This is a genomic window from Ancylobacter tetraedralis, from assembly GCF_014195655.1.
Taxonomy (GTDB): domain Bacteria; phylum Pseudomonadota; class Alphaproteobacteria; order Rhizobiales; family Xanthobacteraceae; genus Ancylobacter; species Ancylobacter tetraedralis.
Genome location: NZ_JACICD010000004.1, coordinates 340779 through 360737, shown reverse-complemented (window position 1 = coordinate 360737; position 19959 = coordinate 340779). Strand labels below are relative to the sequence as shown.

19 protein-coding genes are annotated in these 19959 nt (G+C 67.7%); 11 read left to right on the top strand and 8 right to left on the bottom strand.

The annotated features are described in order from the left end of the window. Nucleotides 1–100 precede the first annotated feature (100 nt). Nucleotides 101–3226: a cyclic nucleotide-binding domain-containing protein gene (locus FHS55_RS12730; protein WP_183190119.1), complete on the top strand. Its 3126-nt coding sequence runs from the start codon at nt 101–103 to the stop codon at nt 3224–3226. 147 nt (nt 3227–3373) lie between these two features. Here the strand turns inward: FHS55_RS12730 and FHS55_RS12725 are convergent, their stop codons facing one another. The 4 genes from FHS55_RS12725 to FHS55_RS12710 all read right to left on the bottom strand — a co-directional run bounded on the left by FHS55_RS12725 (nt 3374) and on the right by FHS55_RS12710 (nt 6472). After that, a complete protein-coding gene (locus FHS55_RS12725) occupies nt 3374–4144 on the bottom strand; it encodes an amino acid ABC transporter ATP-binding protein (RefSeq protein WP_210286959.1) in 771 nt (256 codons plus the stop codon). A gap of 37 nt (nt 4145–4181) precedes the next feature. Beyond that, nucleotides 4182–4838: an ABC transporter permease subunit gene (locus FHS55_RS12720; RefSeq protein ID WP_183190118.1), complete on the bottom strand. Its 657-nt coding sequence runs from the start codon at nt 4836–4838 to the stop codon at nt 4182–4184. 30 nt (nt 4839–4868) lie between these two features. Next, nucleotides 4869–5516 carry an amino acid ABC transporter permease gene (locus FHS55_RS12715; protein ID WP_183190117.1) on the bottom strand — a complete coding sequence of 216 codons (648 nt, stop codon included), beginning with the start codon at nt 5514–5516 and terminating at the stop codon, nt 4869–4871. A gap of 170 nt (nt 5517–5686) precedes the next feature. After that, on the bottom strand, nt 5687–6472 hold the full coding sequence (locus FHS55_RS12710) for a transporter substrate-binding domain-containing protein (protein ID WP_183190116.1): 786 nt from the start codon (nt 6470–6472) through the stop codon (nt 5687–5689). A gap of 140 nt (nt 6473–6612) precedes the next feature. On the opposite strand from FHS55_RS12710, the gene FHS55_RS12705 reads away from it, so the two are divergent. From FHS55_RS12705 to FHS55_RS12670, 8 genes are all read left to right on the top strand, one after another. After that, nucleotides 6613–7578: a LysR family transcriptional regulator gene (locus FHS55_RS12705; protein WP_183190115.1), complete on the top strand. Its 966-nt coding sequence runs from the start codon at nt 6613–6615 to the stop codon at nt 7576–7578. 131 nt (nt 7579–7709) lie between these two features. After that, entirely contained in the window at nt 7710–9035 is a 1326-nt protein-coding gene (locus tag FHS55_RS12700) for an NAD(P)/FAD-dependent oxidoreductase (protein WP_183190114.1), read from the top strand. Between the two features lie 19 nt (nt 9036–9054). Next, nucleotides 9055–9462 carry a RidA family protein gene (locus FHS55_RS12695; RefSeq protein WP_183190113.1) on the top strand — a complete coding sequence of 136 codons (408 nt, stop codon included), beginning with the start codon at nt 9055–9057 and terminating at the stop codon, nt 9460–9462. 182 nt (nt 9463–9644) lie between these two features. After that, nucleotides 9645–11003: an aminotransferase family protein gene (locus FHS55_RS12690; RefSeq protein ID WP_183190112.1), complete on the top strand. Its 1359-nt coding sequence runs from the start codon at nt 9645–9647 to the stop codon at nt 11001–11003. After that, nucleotides 11000–11941: a 3,5-dioxohexanoate:acetyl-CoA acetone transferase gene (gene kce / locus FHS55_RS12685; protein ID WP_183190111.1), complete on the top strand. Its 942-nt coding sequence runs from the start codon at nt 11000–11002 to the stop codon at nt 11939–11941. The genes FHS55_RS12690 and kce overlap by 4 nt, the downstream gene beginning before the upstream one ends. Nucleotides 11942–11966: 25 nt before the next feature. Further along, complete coding sequence (locus FHS55_RS12680; protein ID WP_183190110.1) at nt 11967–13028, top strand: histone deacetylase family protein; 1062 nt, start codon at nt 11967–11969, stop codon at nt 13026–13028. Continuing rightward, nucleotides 13028–13444 (top strand): acyl-CoA thioesterase, encoded by a 417-nt coding sequence (locus tag FHS55_RS12675; RefSeq protein ID WP_183190300.1) that lies wholly within the window; start codon nt 13028–13030, stop codon nt 13442–13444. Before FHS55_RS12680 ends, FHS55_RS12675 begins: the two co-directional genes overlap by 1 nt. 2 nt (nt 13445–13446) lie before the next feature. Next, nucleotides 13447–13950: a GNAT family N-acetyltransferase gene (locus FHS55_RS12670; RefSeq protein ID WP_343056140.1), complete on the top strand. Its 504-nt coding sequence runs from the start codon at nt 13447–13449 to the stop codon at nt 13948–13950. 26 nt (nt 13951–13976) lie between these two features. Here the strand turns inward: FHS55_RS12670 and FHS55_RS12665 are convergent, their stop codons facing one another. Further along, complete coding sequence (locus FHS55_RS12665; protein WP_183190109.1) at nt 13977–14873, bottom strand: LysR family transcriptional regulator; 897 nt, start codon at nt 14871–14873, stop codon at nt 13977–13979. 89 nt (nt 14874–14962) lie between these two features. Between FHS55_RS12665 and FHS55_RS12660 the strand changes: the two genes are divergently transcribed. After that, on the top strand, nt 14963–15391 hold the full coding sequence (locus FHS55_RS12660; RefSeq protein ID WP_183190108.1) for a CidA/LrgA family protein: 429 nt from the start codon (nt 14963–14965) through the stop codon (nt 15389–15391). Continuing rightward, the gene (locus tag FHS55_RS12655; protein ID WP_210286957.1) at nt 15357–16076 is read left to right on the top strand and encodes an LrgB family protein; all 720 of its coding nucleotides are present in this window, start codon (nt 15357–15359) and stop codon (nt 16074–16076) included. Before FHS55_RS12660 ends, FHS55_RS12655 begins: the two co-directional genes overlap by 35 nt. A 15-nt stretch (nt 16077–16091) precedes the next feature. On the opposite strand, the gene FHS55_RS12650 is transcribed toward FHS55_RS12655, so the two are convergent. From FHS55_RS12650 to FHS55_RS12640, 3 genes are read right to left on the bottom strand one after another with little or no spacing between them, the layout of a single operon-like run. Next, complete coding sequence (locus FHS55_RS12650; RefSeq protein ID WP_183190107.1) at nt 16092–17165, bottom strand: response regulator; 1074 nt, start codon at nt 17163–17165, stop codon at nt 16092–16094. Continuing rightward, a complete protein-coding gene (locus FHS55_RS12645) occupies nt 17162–18940 on the bottom strand; it encodes a sensor histidine kinase (protein ID WP_183190106.1) in 1779 nt (592 codons plus the stop codon). Before FHS55_RS12645 ends, FHS55_RS12650 begins: the two co-directional genes overlap by 4 nt. Then, entirely contained in the window at nt 18937–19479 is a 543-nt protein-coding gene (locus FHS55_RS12640) for a molybdopterin-dependent oxidoreductase (RefSeq protein ID WP_210286956.1), read from the bottom strand. Before FHS55_RS12640 ends, FHS55_RS12645 begins: the two co-directional genes overlap by 4 nt. Between the last annotated feature and the right edge of the window lie 480 nt (nt 19480–19959).

The following is a 19959-nucleotide window of genomic DNA, read 5'->3' as shown; positions in this document are numbered from 1 at the left end:
GCTGGAGAGCCGACCGCCGGGAGGGCGCATCGCCCGCCGGTCCATGTGCGGCCGCCTGTCCCGGCCGGCGCCCGTGGCTGCATGACGAAGCAATAGAGATATGATCAATATTTTTGGTTATATCTGGAAGAACAGCAAGCGCGAGCAGATCAAGATACTTGCCGTCGTTCTCTTCTCTCTCCCCTTCTACTATCTATCTCTGGACCTTCCGAAATACATCATCGCCGATGCGCTGCAGGGGCGTGCCTTCCCGGACGGCCAGTCCATCGCCCGGCTGTTCCATGTCGCGGTGAACCTGCCGGCAGGCCTCGGCGGCCCGCGCACGCTGTTCGAAGGGCTGTGGCTCGACCGGCTGTCCTATCTGTTCGCGCTGTCCGGCCTGTTCCTGCTGCTGGTGCTGATCAACGGGCTGTTCAAATATGTCGTGAACATGCGCAAGGGAGCGCTGGGCGAGCGGCTGCTGCAGCGCCTGCGCTTCGACCTGTTCTCCGCCCTGCTGAGTTTCAAGCCCGAGACACTCCAGCGCATCAAGCCGTCCGAGGCGGCCACCGTCATCAAGGATGAGGTGGAACCGATCGGCGGCTTTGTCGGCGACGCTTTCGTGCAGCCGGTGTTTCTCGGCGGGCAGGCGCTGACCGCGCTGGCCTTCATCCTGGTGCAGAACGTGCCGCTCGGGGTGATCGCCGCCAGCATGATCCTCGTGCAGGGGCTGATCATCCCCCGGCTGCGGCGCGAGCAGATCCGGCTGGGCAAGCAGCGCCAGATCGTCTCGCGCGCCTTTGCCGGAAAGATCGGCGAGGTGGTGGAGAGCATCGGCGAGATCGCCAATCATGGCACGGCGGCGGTCGAGAAGGGACAGGTGGCGCAACGGCTGGAGCAGCTCTTCGGCATCCGCTACCGGCTGTATGAGCGCAAATTCGCGGTCAAGATGCTCAACAACCTGCTGGCGCAGATCACACCCTTCCTGTTCTACGCCGTCGGGGGTTATTTCGCGCTGACCGGGCATCTGGATCTGGGCCAGCTCATCGCCGTCATCGCCGCCTATCGCGACCTGCCCTCGCCGATCAAGGAACTCATCGACTGGGACCAGCAGCGGCTGGATGTCGAGGTGAAGTTTCATCAGGTGGTCGAACATTTCGGCCTGCAGGGCGACGATTTCCCCGGCGATGGCGCGGGCGGCGAGGAGGCGGCGGGGATGCAGGCTGCGGCGGGCCACGCTGCCGCGTGCCAATTGCCGGGGATGCCGGTCGCGGGACGGATCGCCGCGCGCGCGCTCACCGTCGTCAATCCGGCCGGCGACTGCGTGCTGGATCGCATCTCGCTGTCGCTCCCGCTGCAGAAGCATATTGCCCTGCGCGGCGAGGCGAGCGAGGGAGCGGGTGTCCTCGCGCAACTGCTGGGCGGGAGCCTGAGCGCGAGCGAGGGCACGCTGACCCTCGCCGGCGTCGCGCTTTCCAGCCTGTCGCGTACAACGCGCGGGCGGCTGATCGCCTATGTCGGGCCCGAGCCGGTGGTGCTCGACGGCACGCTGCGCGACAACATTCTCTACAGCCTGCGGCGGGCGGAGACGGGCGGCGCGCACCCGCTCGGCTGGTCGATCGATCCGTCCCGCGCGCAGGCCGCCGATGAGGCCGAACTCGCGCGCAAGCTGCTCGATGTGCTGCGCATCGTCGGTCTGGCCGAACCGGTCTTCCGCCTCGGCCTCTCCCGCAAGCTGGATGTCGACGCGGCGCCCGAACTGGTGGCGCGCACCCCCGAGATCCGCGGCCGCATTCGCGCGAAGCTCGCCGCGCGCGGCGCCGGGGCGGCGATCGAGCCGTATGATCCCGCGCGCTATGCGCGCAACGCCAGCATTGCCGAGAACATCCTGTTCGGCGTGCCGAGCGATCCCGCGCTGATCGGCGAGCGCCTTGCCGACCACGCGCCGCTGCGCTCCGTGCTCGCCGGCCTCGACCTCGTCGAGCCGCTGGTCGGCATCGGCCGGCGCATGGCGGCGACGATTCTGGAAATCTTCCGCGACCTCTCACCCGGCCATGTGCTGTTCGAGCGGTTTTCCTTCATCGCGGCGGAAGACCTGCAAGGCTACCGCGAGTTGCTCGCGCGTTTCGAGGCCGGCGCCGCCGCCGAGGCCGACCACACGCGACTGATTGGGCTGGCCTTTCTCTATATCGAGCCGCGCCATCGCCTCGGCCTGCTGGATGGCGCCATCGAGGGCCGGCTGCTGGCGGCGCGGGCCGCCTTCCGCGAACGGATCGCCCCGGAGCCCGCGCCTTCCATCGTCTTCTACGATCCCCAGCGCTATTGCGCCGCCGCGCCCCTGCGCGACAACCTGCTGTTCGGGCTGCTGGCGCATGAGACGGCCGACGAGGCGATCCGCGACACGCTGGAAGAGTTCGCCCTCGACGCCGATGTCTATCGCTTCGGCCTCGACCAGCCGGCCGGCTATGGCGGGCGCCTGCTCTTTCCCGCCATGAAGGCCCAGCTGGCGCTGGCGCGCGGCCTCATCAAGCAGCCCGAACTGCTCATCCTCAACAATGCGCTGAGCGCCTTCAGCCGGACCGAGGCGCGGCTCATCCTCGACCGCATCCGGGCCGCGATGGCCGGCCGGACGCTGATCGTCGCCAGCGGCGATATCGGCCCGGACCACGGCTACGACCTGACCGTGGCGTTCACGGGCGCGCGGCTCGCCGGCGTGCAGGACGCGGCCGGGGCCGCGCTACCGCAGGAGGCGCCGGCTCCTTCGGCGAGCGGATCGACGGAGCCGGGGGTGACGCCCGATCGCGAGGAGGAAATCCGCGCCCTGCGATCGGTCACCATCTTCACCGATCTCGACATCGCGCAGCTCAAGCTGCTCGCCTTCACCAGCGAGCGCGTCACCTTCGCCCAAGGGGAGGTGCTGTTCCGGCAGGGCGACGAAGCCGATGCCGCCTATGTCCTGCTGTCGGGCACGGCCGATGTGCTGATCGAGACCGATGGCGGGCCGCCGGTCCGTGCCTCGCGCGTGGTGCCACACGCCATCATCGGCGAGATGGGCCTCGTCACCGGTGACCCCCGCTCGGCGACCATTCTTGCCACCGCGCCGATCGAGGCCCTGGAACTGCGCAAGGACGTGTTTCTGGCGCTGCTCACCGAATTCCCGCCCATGGCGCTGTCCGTCATGCGCCTCATGGCGCGGCGCCTGCAGGACAATCTCGCCACCGTCCGCCGACAGGGGCGAGACGGCTGACGGCTGACGGCTGACGGCACAGGCCGCGCGCGTTCCCGCTCCGCCACCCTCGCCGGCCTGCGCGGTACGCCCTCCCCCCGGCATGCGATTCCACCGACCAGTGGACGAACAGAACGCCCCCGACAGGCGGCAGCGGCCGGATCGCGGTCAGTCGCGCAGCTGAAGGTGCTTGCGCAGGAAGGCGCGGGTACGCTCGTGGCGCGGCTGGCGGAAGACAACGTCGGGCGGGCCTTGCTCGACCACCAGCCCCCGATCCATGAACAGCACCCGGTCGCAGACATCCTGGGCGAAGCCCATCTCATGGGTGACGATGATCATCGTCATGTGCTCTTCTGCCAGCTGCTTCATTACGAGGTTGACCTCCTCGACCAGTTCCGGGTCAAGGGCCGATGTCGCCTCGTCGAACAGCATCACCTTGGGCTTCATCGCCAGCGCCCGGGCAATGGCGACGCGCTGCTTCTGACCGCCGGAGAGCTGGCTCGGCATGAAATCGACGCGATCACTCAGGCCGACCCGGGCGAGTTGCTGCTCGGCGAGTTCGTCCGCTTCCTTCCGGCCGATGCCCTTGAGCATCATCGGCGCCAGCGTGATGTTGCCCCGCACCGAGAGGTGCGGAAACAGGTTGAAGTGCTGGAACACCATGCCGATGTCCTGCCGCACCCGGTTGATATGCGCCTCGTAGCGGCGCGGAGGCAGCGCCTCGTTGACCTGGGTATCTTCCAGCCACACCTCGCCGCCGGTGAGCGGATCGAGATTGTTGATAGCGCGCAGAAGTGTCGATTTGCCCGAGCCGGACGGGCCGATGATGGCCACGATCTCGCCTTTGCGTACCTTGAGGCTGACATCCCTCAGGACCTCGACCGCGCCGTAGCTCTTGCGGGCGTGCCGGACCTCGATCACGGGGCGCTCGTTCAGCATCCGGACCTCCTGCTGTCGGGCTTCCTGCATCGACACCTCATCGCGCGACCTGCGTGCGGCGTTCGATGCGGCCGAGGATCGCCTCGAGCCCCAGATTGATGACGTAGTAGAATACCCCTGCCGTGGCGTAGAACTCGAACGGCCGGAAGGTCTGGGAGATGGCGAGCTGGGCGGAAAGCGTCAGCTCGGCGACCCCGATCACCGAGACGAGCGCCGAATCCTTCAGCAGCGCGATCATGTTGTTGCCGAGCGGAGGCGCCATGTCGCGCAGCGCCTGCGGCACGATGATCTTGCGAAGGGTCTGGCCTTGGCTGAGCCCGAGCGTGCGCCCGGCCTCCATCTGGCCGCGGTCGACGGCGAGTATGCCTGCCTGAATCACATCCGCATTGTAGGTCGCGTAGTGCAGGCCCAGTCCGAGAATGCCGGCGGCAAAGGCGTCGAGGTCGATACCGATCTCCACCAGCCCGAAATAGATCAGGAATAGCTGCAGCAGGAGCGGCGTTCCGCGGAACAGCCAGAGGAAGCCCTTGATCCCCCAGCGCACCGGCCAGGGGGCATAGAGCGCGGCAACCGCGAATACCACGCCACCGGCAAGGCTGAGCGCGCCGCCGGCGCAGGTCACGATCACCGTCCAGACGGCGCCCTGGAAGAGGCTGCCGAGGTAGGGAACGACCACTGCGAAATCAAATCCCACGCACACCTCCCCGGGCCGGGCCGCCCGCCCTCATCGGATCGCCGCCCGGCGGTCGAGCCAGGACAGGCCGAGGCCGGTCGCCGAGATGATGGCGAGGTAGATGACGCCGGCCAGCAGGAACATCTCGAATGGCTTGTAGGTGGACGCGATATAGCGCTGGGCGGTGTAGGTGAGTTCCACCACCGAGATCGCCGCGACCAGCGAAGTGCCCTTTATCTGCGCGTTGATGTTAACGCCGAGCGGGCGGATCATCAGCCGCATCGCCTGCGGGAGCACCACCCGCCGCATCGCCTGGCCGCGCGAGAGCCCGAGAGTGCGGGCGGCTTCATTCTGCCCCTTGTCGACGGCGATGATGGCGCCGCGCATGGTCTCGGTCATATAGGCCCCGATGTTGATGCCGAGCCCGATGAAACCCGCGGTGAAGGCGTCGAGCTGGATACCGATCTGCGGCCCGCCAAAATACAGGATGAACAACTGGATCAGTGCCGGTGTGCCGCGGAACACCGAGACATAGGCGGCACCCAGGAAACGCAGCACGCGGTGTCGCGACAGCCGGGCGCCCGCGCCAAGCGCGCCACAGCCGAGCCCCAGCAAGATCGACAGCACCGACAGCTCGAGTGTGACGAGCGCCGCCTTCAGGAAGAAGGGATACACCCGCAGCAGAAGCTCGACATCCATGAACGCGGCTCCAGCGGATCAGGGGGGCCAGCCGCTCTCCGGGGGCGGAGGCGGCTGGCGTGGAGCCTGCGCCGATCCAGCGGAACACCGGATCGAGAAACGGCCCCAGATTCACAAGTTCGACCGTGATCGTATCGAACGGATCGTATCGACCCGATCATCCCCGAAGGTCAGCGAATGTCGCCACCGACCCATTTATTGGCGATGGCCAGATAGGTGCCATCGGCCTGGATCTTGTCGAGCGCCTGCTGCAGGGCCTCGTGCAGCTCGGGATTGTTCTTGCGGATGGCGATGCCCACCAGATCCGACACGCCCTCATTGCCGGGAATGGCAATCTCCTTGAACGTACGGCCATCGGTCTTCATCGCCAGCAGCACCGGAATATCGTCGGTCACAATGGCGTCCACGCGCCCGTTGTCCAGCTCCAGAAGGAGCTCCGGCAACCCCTTGTAGGTGCGCAGCTTCCAACCCTGCTGGCGTGCCCATTGCTCATGGGTCTCGCCGAGCGTGGCGCCGACGGTGGCGCCCTTCAGCTGGCTGAAATCCGTTATCTTGCCGCCATCCTTCACGAACACCGCGCGGGCGGTCTTGTAATAGGGGCCGACGAAATCGACGACCTTCTTGCGCTCGTCAGTAATCGACATGGAGCCGACGATGGCGTCGTACTTGTTCGCCAGCAGGCCGCCGATAATGCCGTCCCAGGCGGTGGTGATGATTTCGACCTTCACGCCCATCTGCTTGGCGAGGGCCTCGCCGATCGATGGGTCGAAGCCGACCACCTCGTTCTGCTCGTTCACGAAGTTGAACGGCGGGTAGGCGCCGCTCATGGCAATGCGGATGACACCCTTCTGCTTGATGGCATCGAGGTCGTCGGCATGGGCCGGGCCGCCGAGCGCGGCAACCGCCATGGTACCGGCGACGGCGAACGCCGCAAGCATGGTCCTGATGATCGTCATGACAAAGCCTCTTGCTGTTTCCCAAGAGCCGGCCGCCGGTCGGTGCAGCTTGTTGTCCGTGCTCGGACGAAATGAGTGGCATATCGTCGCTTCATAGATCAAAAAGATAATCGCAATCGTCACCATTGAGATAATCAATCATGAAGCCCTATGAGCAGAGGCTGCCCTTCACGCTGGACTGGAACCTGCTGCGCACCTTCATGGTGGTGGCGGAGCAGGGCGGGATCACCCGGGCGGCGGACTTCCTCGGATTGAGGCAGCCGACTCTTTCAAGCGCGCTGAAGCGACTGGAGGACACGGTCGGCCATCGCCTCGTCGACCGGGGGCCGAGCCATTTCGCCCTCACCGAGGCCGGACGGATCCTCTATCAGGAGAGCCGCGCCATGTTCGAGGCGGTGGCGCAGATCCCCGGCCTGATGAGTGTGGCGGAAGGACGGGTGAGCGGGCATGTCAACATTGCCATGACCAGCCATGTCGTCTCGCCCCATCTCGACACGCTGCTCACACGCTTCAATGAGCTGCATCCGGACGTCACCTACGCGATCTCGGTGACGGAAAGCGAGGAGGTGCTCAATCGGCTGCGACAGAACCGGATGACTTTCGGCCTCTGCCTCATGAATCGACCCGATCCCGCACTCACCGCCCGCGTGCTGTTCCGCGAGTTCTTCGGGCTGTTCTGCGGGCCCGGCCACCGGCTGTTCGGACGGGAGGGGATCGAACTGTCGGATCTGCAAGGTGAGGATTCGGTCTCGTTCCAGACCGACGTCGAGGGCGGCTCGCTCCATTGCGTCACACAGCTTCGCGAAATGGCCCTGCTGAAGCCGAAACTGAAAGGTGTTTCCGCCAATCTGCCGGAAGTGCTGCGCATGATCGTGGCGGGGATCGGCATCGGTGCCCTGCCCGTCCATGTCGCGCGGCGCGACGTCGAGGCGGGCCTGCTGTGGCGGCTGCCACCCTATACGGACCTGCCGGCGGTAGATGTCTTCTTCGTCACGAACCCGCAGCGCAGCCTCAATCCCGCGGAGCACGTGCTGGTGCAGTGGATCGATGACATGCTCGACACCGTCCCCGTCGGCGAGCGCTCCTATCCGCCGGACATAGATTGACGCGATGTTGCCCATGTCGATTATCTATTTGCGCAATGATATGTCGCCGCCCACCTTCACCGGCAGGGAACGGCCCCGGCTTCAGACAGGTGCGGGGTCAAGGTTGCGGCGGAAGGCGGCGGCGGAAGACAATGAGCGGGAGCGAGGTCGGGCGCCTGCCAGCGAATGACCCAGGCTGCGGCTGGCTGGCACAGCTGCCGGCGCGCGCATCGCGCCCCGCGCTGAGGGGCGACGAACGAACTGACTGGGCGATCGTCGGCGCCGGATACACCGGCATGGCCGCCGCGCGGCAGCTGGCGGCGGTGCAGCCGCACGCGCGGATCGTGCTTATCGAGGCGAACCGCGCGGCCGAGGGCGCGAGCGCGCGCAATTCCGGCTTCCTGGTCGACGCGACGCTGAACGAGGGCACCGGCACCGCCGCCGACATCGAGACCTTCAAGCAGAAATACCGGCTGAATCTTGCCGCCATCGCGGAGGTCAAGGCGCAGGTCGAGCGCTTCGGCATCGATTGCGACTGGGACGGCGCCGGCAAGCTCTATGCCGCCCGCCACCCGCGCTATGGCGAGAAGCTGGATCGCTTCGCCGCCCTACTCGGCGAACTCGGCATGGAACACGAGGTGCTGGGGGCCGATGCGCTCGCCGCGCGCACCGGCACCGCGTTTTACACCATGGCCGTCTGGACCAAGACCAGCGTCCTTCTGCAGCCCGCCAAGCTGGCGCGCGGCCTGCTGGACGCACTGCCGCCCGCGGTCGATCTGTTCGAGGGCTCGCCAATCCTCGCCTGGGCCTCGGATACAGGAGGCTACAGGCTGACGACGCCGGAGGGTACGCTGCGCGCCCGAAACGTCATCATGGCGGTCAACGGCTTCATGCCCGAGCTTGGCATCGAGCGGAATCGCAGCTTTGCCCTGCTGCTGACCGCCAGCTTGAGCCGCCCGCTCACCCAGGCCGAATATCTGCGCCTTGGCGCGCCCGCTCCCTATGGTGTGCTGTCCGCCGACGCGATGGGGGCCACCGTCCGCCTCACCCGCGATCGCCGTCTGCTAGTGCGCAATACCTGCGAGGTGCCGCGCGATCTGTCGCTTGATGCCGAAGCGCTGGCTCAGCGCCATCGATCCAACGGCCGGGCCTTGGCCGCCCGGTTTCCCACCCTCGACCCCGCCATCCTCACGCACCACTGGTCCGGGATCGTCTCGCTCAGCCTGAATGGCCACCATGTCTTCGGCCGCCTCGGCGAGGGGCTGTTCGTGGCGGGATGCTACAACGCCAACGGCATCGGCACAGCGAACCTCCTGGGCCGCGAGATTGCCAATCTGGCGGCCGGGCAGGACAGCGACCTCATCAGCCTGATCAAGGCCCGCAGCCGCCCGCGCGCCTTGCCACCGCAGCCGCTGCTCGGCTGGGGCGCGCGTCTCCGGCTGATGCGGGATGCCTGGCGCGGCCGCAGCGAACAATAATCACGTCCGGAGACCCGCCATGCCCGACGATAACCTCGATGACAGCCGGATCGACGACGACATCCGCCATATCGAACCCGGACCGCGCTACAGTCAGGCGGTCGTCTATGACGGAATCGTTTACCTGTGCGGTCAGGTCGGTGCCCCCGGCGCCCCGATCACCGAGCAGACCCGCGGCGCGCTCGCCAATATCGACCGCATCCTGGCGGAAGCCGGCTCGGACAAGTCGCGCATCCTGCAAGCCACCATCTGGCTTTCGGATATCCGGCATCTGGAGGAAATGACGGCCGTCTACGAGGCGTGGATTCCCAAGCACGCCATCCCCGCCCGCGCCAGCGTCGAAGCGCGCCTGGTGGCCAATTACGACGTGGAGATCATGCTCGTGGCGGCCCAGCACCGCCGGCGCAAGGCGGCCGCGCCGGCCTGAGCCGATACGAAGGGCGACGCGCCCTTGAACCATAGACCCAACGGATGATTAATATGACGACTATCTATTTGATCTATGATTGCACCCCTCGCACACTCCCGGTCACCCGGCATGCGGCACCCGCGTGCGACGCCGAAGCGGATGATCGCCGCCAGTCGGCCGGGTGACGAGAAGGATTGCCTATGTCCGACGGCCTGCCCCCCTCCAACCTGTTCTACCAGACGCGCCTGCGCCGCCCCCAGCTGGCGCGCGGCGCCGGCGTCTATCTCTGGGACAGCGCGGGAAAGCGCTATCTCGATGGCTCCAGCGGCGCCATGGTCTCCAATATCGGCCATTCCAATCCGGCGGTGCTGGCGGCCATGCGCCGGCAGATGGAGCTGTCCACTTTCGGCTATCGGCTGCATTTCGAGAACGAGCCGGCCGAGAAGCTCGCCACCCGCATCGCCGGGCGCATGCCGGAGGGGCTGGACCGGGTGTTCTTCGTCTCCGGAGGTTCGGAGGCGGTGGAGAGCTGTCTCAAGCTGGCCCGGCAATATGCGATCGCCCGCGGGCAGGCGCAGCGCTGGAAGGTCATCTCACGCTTTCCCTCCTATCACGGCTCGACGCTGGGAGCGCTTGGCGTCACCGGCATGTCGCTGATGAGCGCGCCCTTCGCGCCGATGCTGCGGGAAAGCCCCAAGATCCCCGCACCCACCTGCTATCTCGACCGCGACGCACTGACCCTTGAGCAGCGCGGCCTGCGCTATGCCCGGATGCTGCGCGAGGAAATCCTGGCGCAGGGGCCGGAGACGGTGCTGGCCTTCATCATGGAGCCGGTCGGCGGCGCCTCGACCGGCGCGCTGGTGGCCCCCGACAGCTATTACGCCGAGATCCGCGCCATCTGCGACGAATTCGGTATTCTGCTCATCTGTGACGAGGTGATGAGCGGGGCCGGCCGCACGGGCCGCTACCTCGCCAGCGAGCACTGGAACCTGCGACCCGATATCGTCGCCCTCTCCAAGGGCTTCGGCGCCGGCTACGCGCCGCTCGGCGCCATGGTGGCGGATGGCAGGATCGCCGAAGCGGTGATCGACAATGGCGGCTTCATCCACGGCCACACCTATGCCGGCAATCCGCTCGCCTGCGCGGCCGGCCTCGCCGTGCTGGAGGAAATCGACCGGCTCGACCTCATCACCGCCGCCGAACAGCAGGGCCAGGCCCTGAAGGCCCGGCTGGAGGCCACGATGGAGCGCTTCCCCTTCATCGGCGATGTGCGCGGCAAGGGCCTCCTGCTGGCCTTCGAACTGGTGGCGGAGCGCGCGACGATGGAGCCGCTCCCGGTCGGCCTGAATGCGCATCTGCGCCTCGTCGATATCGCCTATGACGCGGGCCTCATCATCTATTCACGCCGCACGCGCGGCGGGCGGATCGGCGACCATTTCCTCGTCTGCCCGCCACTCATCGTCAGCGACGACCAGATCGACGAGATCATGGAAAAGCTCACGGCATCGCTCGAAAGCTTCGCCCGCGAGGCAGGACTTCCCGTCGGAGAGCGCGCATGAGCCCCCCAAATGGCCGCCCGGTCATCATCACCTGCGCCGTGACGGGATCGATCCACACCCCGACCATGAGCCCCTATCTGCCGGTCACGCCGCAGCAGATCGCCGATCAGGCGGTGGAAGCGGCGCAGGCCGGCGCCGCGATCCTACACCTTCACGCGCGCGACCCGCAGACCGGCTTTCCCTCCGCTGACCCGGCGCTGTTCCAGGAGATCCTTCACCGCATCCGCGAGCGCTCGGATGCGGTGCTGAACATCTCCACCGGAGGCTCTTCCCGCATGACCCTCGACGAGCGGCTGGCCGCGCCACGACGGATCCAGCCGGAAATGTGCTCGCTGAACATGGGCTCGATGAACTTCGGACTGTTCCCGCTCGCCGAGCGCTATGATAGCTGGAAGCATAATTGGGAGCGCGATTTCCTGGAGGCGACCCGGTCGGTCATCTTCAAGAACAGCTTTTCGGATATCGAGACCATCCTCGGCGATCTTGGCGGCGCGAGCGGGGGCCGTTTCGAGCTGGAATGCTACGATGTCGGCCATCTGCAGACCGTGGCCTTCTATCTCAGGAAGGGCCTGCTCAAGGCGCCGATCTTCGTGCAGTTCGTGCTTGGTGTTCTCGGTGGCATCGACGCAGCGCCCGAGCAATTGCTGCATATGAAGGCGACGGCCGACCGGCTGCTCGGTGCGGACTACCAGTTCTCCGTGCTCGCCGCCGGCCGCCAGCAGATTCCGCTCGGCACCATGGGCGTGATCCTCGGCGGCCATGTTCGCGTCGGGCTGGAAGACAACCTCACCATTGCGCGCGGCCGGCTTGCCAGCTCCAATGCCGAGCAGGTGGCGAAGATACGGCGCATCGTGGAGGAGCTTGGCCACCGCGTGGCCACACCCGACGAGGCGCGCGCCCAACTGGCGCTGAAGGGGTCCGCGCAGGTCGCGGGGTAAGGGTCGCGGGGTGAAGGGCGAGACGATGAAGGTCATCTATGACGAGGCGCAGAAGAAGCACTATCCCGGCTTCTTCCTCACAAGCGGCGCACGCGCTCCAAATCCGGAGCGGCCGGAACGCGCGGATATCCTGTTCGATGCGGCGCGGAAGGCCGGCCTGATCCACGCGGAGCCGCCCGATTTCGGCCTGGCGCCGGCCGCCTCGATCCACACGCCGGAATATCTGGAGTTCCTGGCGAATATCCATGCTCGCTGGCAGCATATCGCGCTCGCCTCCGACGAGGTGATCCCCAACATCCACCCCGACCGTCGCGACGGTGCCTATCCTCTCTCGGCGGTCGGACAGGCCGGCTACCACATGGCCGACACATCCTGCCCGATTGGCCCGCAGACGTTTGCGGCCGCCCTGCGCAGCGCGCACGCCGCCACCCACGCCGCTCATCTGGTCGCGGCGGGCACGCCGGCCGCCTATGCGCTCTGCCGCCCGCCCGGGCACCACGCCTTCCGGGATCTTGCCGGCGGCTTCTGCTACCTCAACAATTCCGCCATCGCCGCTCAGCGGCTGCGCGAAGGCACGGCCCGCGTGGCGGTGCTCGATGTCGATCTGCACCACGGCAATGGCACGCAGGGTGTGTTCTACGAACGGGCGGACGTGCTCACCGTCTCCATCCATGCCGATCCCGTGCGTTTCTATCCCTTCTTCTGGGGTCACGCCGACGAGCGTGGCGATGGCGCCGGGCGCGGCTACAATCTGAACCTGCCGCTCGCCCGCAAGACCGGAGACGAGGGGTTCGTCGATGCGCTCGATCGCGCGCTCGGGCGCATCGCCGCCTTCGTGCCGGGCGCGCTGGTCGTCGCACTGGGGCTCGATGCCTTCGAGGGCGACCCCTTCGGCGGCCTCAGCGTTTCCACGCCGGGCTTTCGCCGCATCGGCGAGCGGATCGGGGGGATCGGCCTGCCCACCGTCATCGTGCAGGAAGGCGGCTATATCTGCGACGCGCTGGGCGACAATCTGATTGCCTTCATGGACGGCTTCCGCAGCGCGCATCGCGTGCCGACGGAGCGTTCGCTCGGGAGCGAGCCGTGATGGTGCGGACCTATCAGGGCGTGGTCTATCCGGCGCAGTGCGACGCGATGGGCCACATGAACATCCAGCACTATGTGGCGGCATTCGATCAGGCGTCGTGGCATCTTCTGGCCGCGTGCGGCTATGACGCCGGCTGGATCGCATCAAGACGCGAGGGCTGGGCCGATGTCCGCCACGAGATCGACTATCGGCGGGAAACGCGCGCCGGGGAACTGTTCGTGATCGACAGCGCGGTGCGCCGGGTTGGGGGACGATCGCTGACGGCATGGCACCGCCTGTCGACCTCGGCGGGACCCCACGCCGAAATGCTGGCCGTGTCGGTCTATTTCGATCTGGAGCAGAGGCGCGCGCGCGAACTTCCCGCCATCATCCGCGAGAGCGCGCTTCGGCTGATCGAGACCGGCGCGGGAGACTAGACGTGGCCATCGCCACTCATCCGGCAGGCACCATGATCCGTGCGGCGGAAGCGGCGGACCACGCCGCCATCGTCGACATGCTGGCGAAGCTCGCCGACCATGTGCGCCCCGGCTTCGTGCCGCGAGTGACAGCCGAGGATGTCGCCCGCTACGGTCCCGCCGGGCGCGGTCTGTTCAAGGCGCTGGTCGCCGGCCGCGAGGGGCGCGCCGTGGGGTTGTGCCTCTACACCTATGCCTTCTCCGGCTGGCGCGGACGGCCGGGCCTCTTCATCCAGGACCTTTACGTCGCGCCTTCCGAGCGCGGATCGGGGCTCGGCCGGGCGCTGCTGACCGCGGCCCTCCGGCACGAGGCGCCCAACGACTGTGCCTTCCTGCGCCTGGACGTGGACATGACTAATACCAGCGCCATCGGGTTCTACGCCCGCCTCGGCTTCACGGTCGATGCGCACGACCACGCCATGCGGATCGACGGCCCGCCGCTTGAGGCGCTGCGCGCGGGCGATTGAGCGCCGCCCGCCCGGCTCCCCGTTGATCAGACGGATGTATCGGGCCGCGAGATGCTCTCGCCCACCAGCGCCAGCCAGGCCTTCGCCGCCTCGGAAAGGAAGGCCCCGCGCCGCCAGCACATGGCCATGATCCATTCGGTGCCGGGTTCGTCGAGCAGCACCTGCCGCACCGCAGGATCGGGCCTCTGCGCGGCGATCAGGCGCGGCAGGAAAGCGACGCCGAGCCCCGCGGCGACGAGTTGCACCATGAAGTCGATCTGGCTGCTGCGCGCCACGATGTCGGGCTCGAAGCCGGCGCGTCGGGTCGCGTCAAGGATGATGCGGTTCAGCGTGAAGCCGCTGTCGAACAGGATGAGCGGCGTCTGCCGGAGGTCCGCGAGGGTGAGACGGCTTTCGACGCTGAGCGGGTTGCCGACCGGGACGAGGGCGACCAGCGGCTCATGCCGCACTTCCTGCCACTCGAATTCCGCCGATGTCGGCAGCAGCGCCCCGGCAAAGTCGATCTCACCCGCGCGCAACCGCTCCTCAAGTTCGTCGCTGCCATATTCCGCGAGCCGCACCTCGATGCCGGGATAGCGGCGGCGATAGACCGCGAAGAGCGGGGCGAACAGCGTCGCGCTGCCCACCGGCGGCAGGCCCAGCTTGAGCACGCCGCGCTTCAGCCCGCGAATCTCGTCCAGCTCGGCGATGAGGTCGTCGCGATCGGCCAGCAGCCGCACGCCGCGCCGGTACACGACCTCGCCTACCGGCGTCAGCAGGCTGCGATGGCCGATGCGGTCGAGCAGCGGCGCGCCAATCTCCTCCTCCAGCTGCTTCACTGCCTTGCTGATGGTGGACTGGGTGGCGAAGACGGCCTTGGCGGCTTGGCTGAAGCCGCCCTGCCGCACGACCTCGACAAAGGCACGCAGGGTTCGGAAATCCATCTATATTCCATATCAGAATGAATATTAGTCCAACAATTCATTTTCATCATGCTGCATTGCGACATATATCGGGAACAGGAGCCTTTGCCATGTCGCATCACACGCCCTTCGATTCAGCTGCCCGCATCGTCCGCCACAGCGCGCTGTGGCAGGCCACCGTCGTCGGCGGCTTCTGGCTGGCGGGCGAAGCGGCGGTTCGCGTGCTGGGCATTCCCCTGCCCGGCGGCATTGTCGGGCTGGCGCTGGTGCTGGGGCTGCTCGCCACCCGCCGCGTGCGCGTGCGCAGCGTGCGGCGCGGGGCCAACCTGCTGCTGGCCGACATGCTGCTGTTCTTCGTGCCGGCCGTGCTGGCCGTGCTCGACCATCACGAGCTGATCGGCCTCATCGGCCTCAAGATCCTGTTCGTCATCCTGCTCAGCACGGTGGCGGTGATGTTCGTCACCGCGTTCACCGTGGACCTCTGCTATCGCTGGAGGGCCGACCATGCCCATAACCATGCCGAGCCCCTGGCTCGCTGACGCGGCCGGCCGCGTCCTCCTCTGGTCGCTCGTCACCATCGGCTTCTACTGGGGCGCCAAGCGGCTCTATCGCCGCTGGCCGCGCTGGTGGCTGTCGCCGCTTCTGGTGACGCCGCTGCTCATCGGCACCATCGTGCTCGCGCTGCATGCGAGCTATCGCGACTATATCGGCGGCACGCGCTGGCTGATCCTGCTGCTCGGCCCGGCGACGGTGGCCTTCGCCATCCCGATCTATGAACAGCGCGGGCTGATCCGCCGGCACTGGCCGGTGCTGCTCATCGGCATGGTGGCGGGCAGCCTGACCGCCATGCTCACCAGCTGGGCCCTGGCGACGCTGGTCGGGATCGACGGCGCGCTCCGGCTCAGCCTGCTGCCGCGCTCGATAAGCACGCCCTTCGCGATGGAAGTGGCCGGCGACATCGGTGGCATTCCCGATCTGACCGCGGTCTTCGTGGTCATGACCGGCATTGCCGGCGCGGCGATCGGCGATCTGATTCTGGCGCGGCTGTCGCTGGGTTCGGCACTCGCCCGCGGCGCCCTGTTCGGCATCGGCGCGCATGGCGCCGGCACGGCCCGCGCGCACCAGATCGGCGCGACAGAAGGCGCGGTGGCGGGCCTGGTCATGGTGCTGGTCGGCCTCATCAACGTGCTCTGCGCGCCGCTTCTGGCCGCCCTGCTGCGGTGAAGCCGCGCCGCGACGCTAGAGCACCAGCGGCGCGGTCGCGCGGATCAGCAGCGCCATCAGGTCCACCTGCCGGTGGGTGCGGGTCTTCTGGAACAGGTTCTGCAGATGGAAGGTGACCGTGGTCGGCTTGATGCCGAACGCCTCGCCGATCTCCTCCAGCCGCTTGCCGGCCGCCAGCGCCGCCGCGATGCGCGCCTCCGTCGCGGTGCAGCCGAACAACGTCATCAGCGTTTCGGGAGGAACCTCCGGCTGCCGGTCCGGGTCGACCACCAGCGCCAGCACGTGCCGCGCATTGCCGCCGGGCACCGCCACCATGGACAGCTGCAACACCAGCGGCCGCCGCTCCTCGCGCTCGATGGGGACGAGCCGCGCCCCCTCCCCGGCCTGCCGCAGATCGGCGATCGCGCCCCGCAATTGCCGCGCCGAAGCGGGCGCGCGCGCGGCGAGGCCCGCGCTTGACAGGACCAGCCCGTCGCGGCTCTCGGCCAGCACCCGCCCGGCCTCGTTCACCAGCCGCACCGCGCCGGCTTCGTCGATCAGGAACAGGCCGACCGCCACCCGGTCGAAGGCCGCGGCCAGCGCGGCCAGCGTGCCCTCGCCCTCGCGCAGCGCCTTGTCGATGAGCCGCCGCTTCTCGGCCTCCAGCTCGGCCAGCAGCCCCGCGCGCACCCGCTCGACGAAGCGCAGCCGCGCGCCGATGGTCGCCAGCAGGTCGTCGAAATCGACCGGCTTGACGAGATAGTCGTCCGCCCCGGCGCGCTTGCCGTGCAGCACCTCGGTGCGGTCGGCCAGCGCGGTGAGGAAGATGAACGGCACCTCGGCAAGATCCGGCCGCTCGCCGCGCAGCTGTGCCATGAAGGCGTAGCCCCCGAGCCCGGGCATGGTGATGTCGCACAGGATGAGGTCGGGCCGCGCGGTGGCGAGCATGGCGAGCGCCTCGCGCCCATTGCCCGCCTCGATCACCCGGTAGCCGGCCGATACCAGCTCCTCCGCGATGTCACTGCGCAGGTCGACCTCGTCCTCCACGCACAGGATGGTGGCGATGGGCTGGAGAGGATCGTGCCCGGAAGTCTCGACCAATGCCGTCATGCCGCCATCGCCTCGCGCGGGATGGAGAGGGTGAAGGTCGAGCCGCCGCCCTCGCGCGGCGCCGCGTCGACATCCCCGCCATGCATGCGGGCAATGGTGCGCGCCACATGCAGGCCGATGCCGGTGCCCTCGATGCCGGCCGAGGTGGTGGCGCGGAAGAAGCGCTCGAACAGCTGGTCGCGCTCGTCCGGAGGGATGCCGACGCCGCGGTCGCAGACCGCAAGGCGGATCCATTCATCCTCGACCACCGCCCGCACCTCGATGGGATCGGGCCGCGTGGAATATTTGACCGCGTTGGACAGGAGGTTGGAGACGATCTGGTCCATCAGCAGCGGATCGCACATCACGCTCTCCGGCAATGCCTCCAGCGACAGCTCGAAATGGCGGTCGGAGGCGGTCTCCCTCTGCCGCTCGCAGGCTTCCTGCACCAGTTTGGCGAGGTCGCAGCGGCGCATGCTCACATCGATCTGGCCGGCGTCCAGCTTGGCCGCGTTGAGCGTGTTGGTGACCAGACGGGTGAGGCGCAGGGCCGCCGCGCGGATCTTGCCGGCGCGCTCGCGGATTTCCTCGCCGCTCATCTCCGCGCCGCGCCGGATCATGCGCTGGGCGCCGGAATCGACGATGGAGAGCGGGGTGCGGAACTGGTGCGAGACCATGGCGACGAAACCCTTGTAGAGTTCGCGCAACCCCGTCTCGCGCGTCAGGGCGTCTTCCAGGTCCTTGGTACGGCTGTGCACCAGCGCCTCCAGCCGGTCGCGATGCTCAAGCACTTCCAGCTTGGCAAGGTGGGCCTCGGTGACGTCACGGACGAAGGCGATACCGCCGATGATGGCCTCCTCCGCCTTCACGGGATAGCCGGTCATCTCGATATAGCGGTCGCCGCCCGGCAGCTGCCGGGCGGCGAGGAAGCTGGTGCGCCCGGCCAGCGTGTCGCGCATCAGGCCCATCCCCACATGCTCGGGTGGCAGGTTTAGCACCTCGGGAAGATTGCGGCCGACCAGCGTCGCGCCGTCCGCGCCGGGCAGCAGCGAGCCCATCGCCGCGTTCCAGTGCGTGCAGCGCATGTCGCGGTCGAAGGCGACGATCCCGTCGCCGCTCGATTCCAGCAGCAGGCGGGAGAAGTCGCGCTCGCGCCGCATCGCCGCCTCGGCCCGCGCGGCGGCGCGCGCATGCGCCCAGAGCCGCGCGACGATGAAGGCACCGCAGGCAATGGTGATGGCGACCGCCACCGTCACCTCCAGCAGCGCCCGGCGATAGGCGTCGCGCTGGGCAGCCAGATTGTAGCGCTCGGTCAGCAGGATCTTGTTGCTGGCGGCGCGCAGATCGGCGACATCGCGCAGGACCGGCTCCACCGCCTGCGCGACGATCGGGGCTTGGTCGGCCAGCGCCGCCTGCAACCGCTCGTCGAGCGTGGCAAGGCGCGCGCGCGGCCCGGTGATGACGTCGCCGCCGATCTTGGCCGCCAGATCGCGGCTGAACGGGCCGTCCGCCAGCAGCTGGAGGCGGCTATAGGCGAGATCGGCCAGCAGCCGCAGCTTGTCCGCGTCCGCCGCGCTCCGCGCTCCGGCGTTCCAGTCCTGCACGGCGATCACCAGCGCCTGGTTTTCATACTGCGCCTGGGTGAGCGCCCACATCAGGCTCTCGCCGAAACCGCCCGACATCTCCTTCTCGACCTGGAGCAGCCTCTGGACGGCGAAGGTGAGCAGCGCCGCGCAGGCGAGAACCGCCAGAAAGGTGAGCGCGATGGTGACACCCCTGCCGCGGTCGCCGGTCATCGAACATCAAGGCCGTTCAGCTGCCAGACCCAGCGGGAATCATACCGCTCGTCCTGCACCTTCGGCACGCTGTCGCGCGGATAGACGATCCAGATCGGCCCCTTGTCGCGCCGCGAGAGCGGCTTGCCGTCCATGCGCAGCGCCAGCAGCATGTCGAATTCGCGCGCGTCGGAGGCGGGGATGTCGATGCTGTAGTCGTTGAGCGCTCGTGCCTTGAGCGTCACGGCCGCGCCGGCGCCGACCTCGTCCAGCACGTCTTCCAGCCGCACGCCCTCGAAAATCTTCCGCCCGTCCGTCCACGGCGTCGATGTTTCGATGCGATGTCGGGGAAGCGCGAGCAGCATGGCCTCGTCGAACAGGGCGGCGTCGTTCTGGTTGGTGCGCGCGATCTTGCCGGTCACGGTCAGCAGCACCGGCCCGGTCGGTGTGGGCAGATCCTGCGCACGGGCTTGCTGCGCTTGCGCTTGCGGTGCTTGCGCGTCCTGCGCGCGGGCTGGCGGCGCTGTCAGGCCGGTCCCGAGACCCAGGCCCAGCGCCACCAGCAGCGACCCACGCCGTGCGCCAGCCCAGGTCGCCGACAGGGCGTAGCCCCACGCACGCCGGGGCGCCACCCACCCCATGCCGGCTCGGCCGGCTGCCCTGTCCTGTTTCATGATCCGCCCCCGCGAAAGAAACTGTCACATGCCAACGCTAAAAAACCATCCGGGTTTGCGAAAGTCGCCCGATCGGCTGAATTTCTTGCCGTTCCCCTCCAATCATAGGGGGCAGAACGGGCTCCAGTTCAACTAGCACTTGGACACAGCCATCGATCGATCTCGGCTTGGCCGACGACCGCCGCACGCTGGAAGACTGTCATGAGTTTCGCCGTTCTCCGCTTGATCTGGACCACACTTAGGGGCCGCTCCCGGCGGGCGGCCCCTTTTTTCCGCCGTCCGACCCCGTCTCGGGAGGCCGGACGGTCCCTGTGCGCCGCGCGAGAAGCCGCGCGGCGCGAGGCGGTGGCCCATGATTGGGAACGC

Coding starts and splice junctions, on each gene's coding strand:
- FHS55_RS12730 (WP_183190119.1), top strand. CDS start 101: ATGATCAATATTTTTGGTTATATCTGGAAGAACAGCAAGCGCGAGCAG.
- FHS55_RS12725 (WP_210286959.1), bottom strand. CDS start 4,144: ATGCTGAACGAGCGCCCCGTGATCGAGGTCCGGCACGCCCGCAAGAGC.
- FHS55_RS12715 (WP_183190117.1), bottom strand. CDS start 5,516: ATGGATGTCGAGCTTCTGCTGCGGGTGTATCCCTTCTTCCTGAAGGCG.
- FHS55_RS12710 (WP_183190116.1), bottom strand. CDS start 6,472: ATGACGATCATCAGGACCATGCTTGCGGCGTTCGCCGTCGCCGGTACC.
- FHS55_RS12705 (WP_183190115.1), top strand. CDS start 6,613: ATGAAGCCCTATGAGCAGAGGCTGCCCTTCACGCTGGACTGGAACCTG.
- FHS55_RS12700 (WP_183190114.1), top strand. CDS start 7,710: ATGAGCGGGAGCGAGGTCGGGCGCCTGCCAGCGAATGACCCAGGCTGC.
- FHS55_RS12695 (WP_183190113.1), top strand. CDS start 9,055: ATGCCCGACGATAACCTCGATGACAGCCGGATCGACGACGACATCCGC.
- FHS55_RS12690 (WP_183190112.1), top strand. CDS start 9,645: ATGTCCGACGGCCTGCCCCCCTCCAACCTGTTCTACCAGACGCGCCTG.
- kce (WP_183190111.1), top strand. CDS start 11,000: ATGAGCCCCCCAAATGGCCGCCCGGTCATCATCACCTGCGCCGTGACG.
- FHS55_RS12680 (WP_183190110.1), top strand. CDS start 11,967: ATGAAGGTCATCTATGACGAGGCGCAGAAGAAGCACTATCCCGGCTTC.
- FHS55_RS12675 (WP_183190300.1), top strand. CDS start 13,028: ATGGTGCGGACCTATCAGGGCGTGGTCTATCCGGCGCAGTGCGACGCG.
- FHS55_RS12665 (WP_183190109.1), bottom strand. CDS start 14,873: ATGGATTTCCGAACCCTGCGTGCCTTTGTCGAGGTCGTGCGGCAGGGC.
- FHS55_RS12660 (WP_183190108.1), top strand. CDS start 14,963: ATGTCGCATCACACGCCCTTCGATTCAGCTGCCCGCATCGTCCGCCAC.
- FHS55_RS12655 (WP_210286957.1), top strand. CDS start 15,357: ATGCCCATAACCATGCCGAGCCCCTGGCTCGCTGACGCGGCCGGCCGC.
- FHS55_RS12650 (WP_183190107.1), bottom strand. CDS start 17,165: ATGACGGCATTGGTCGAGACTTCCGGGCACGATCCTCTCCAGCCCATC.
- FHS55_RS12645 (WP_183190106.1), bottom strand. CDS start 18,940: ATGACCGGCGACCGCGGCAGGGGTGTCACCATCGCGCTCACCTTTCTG.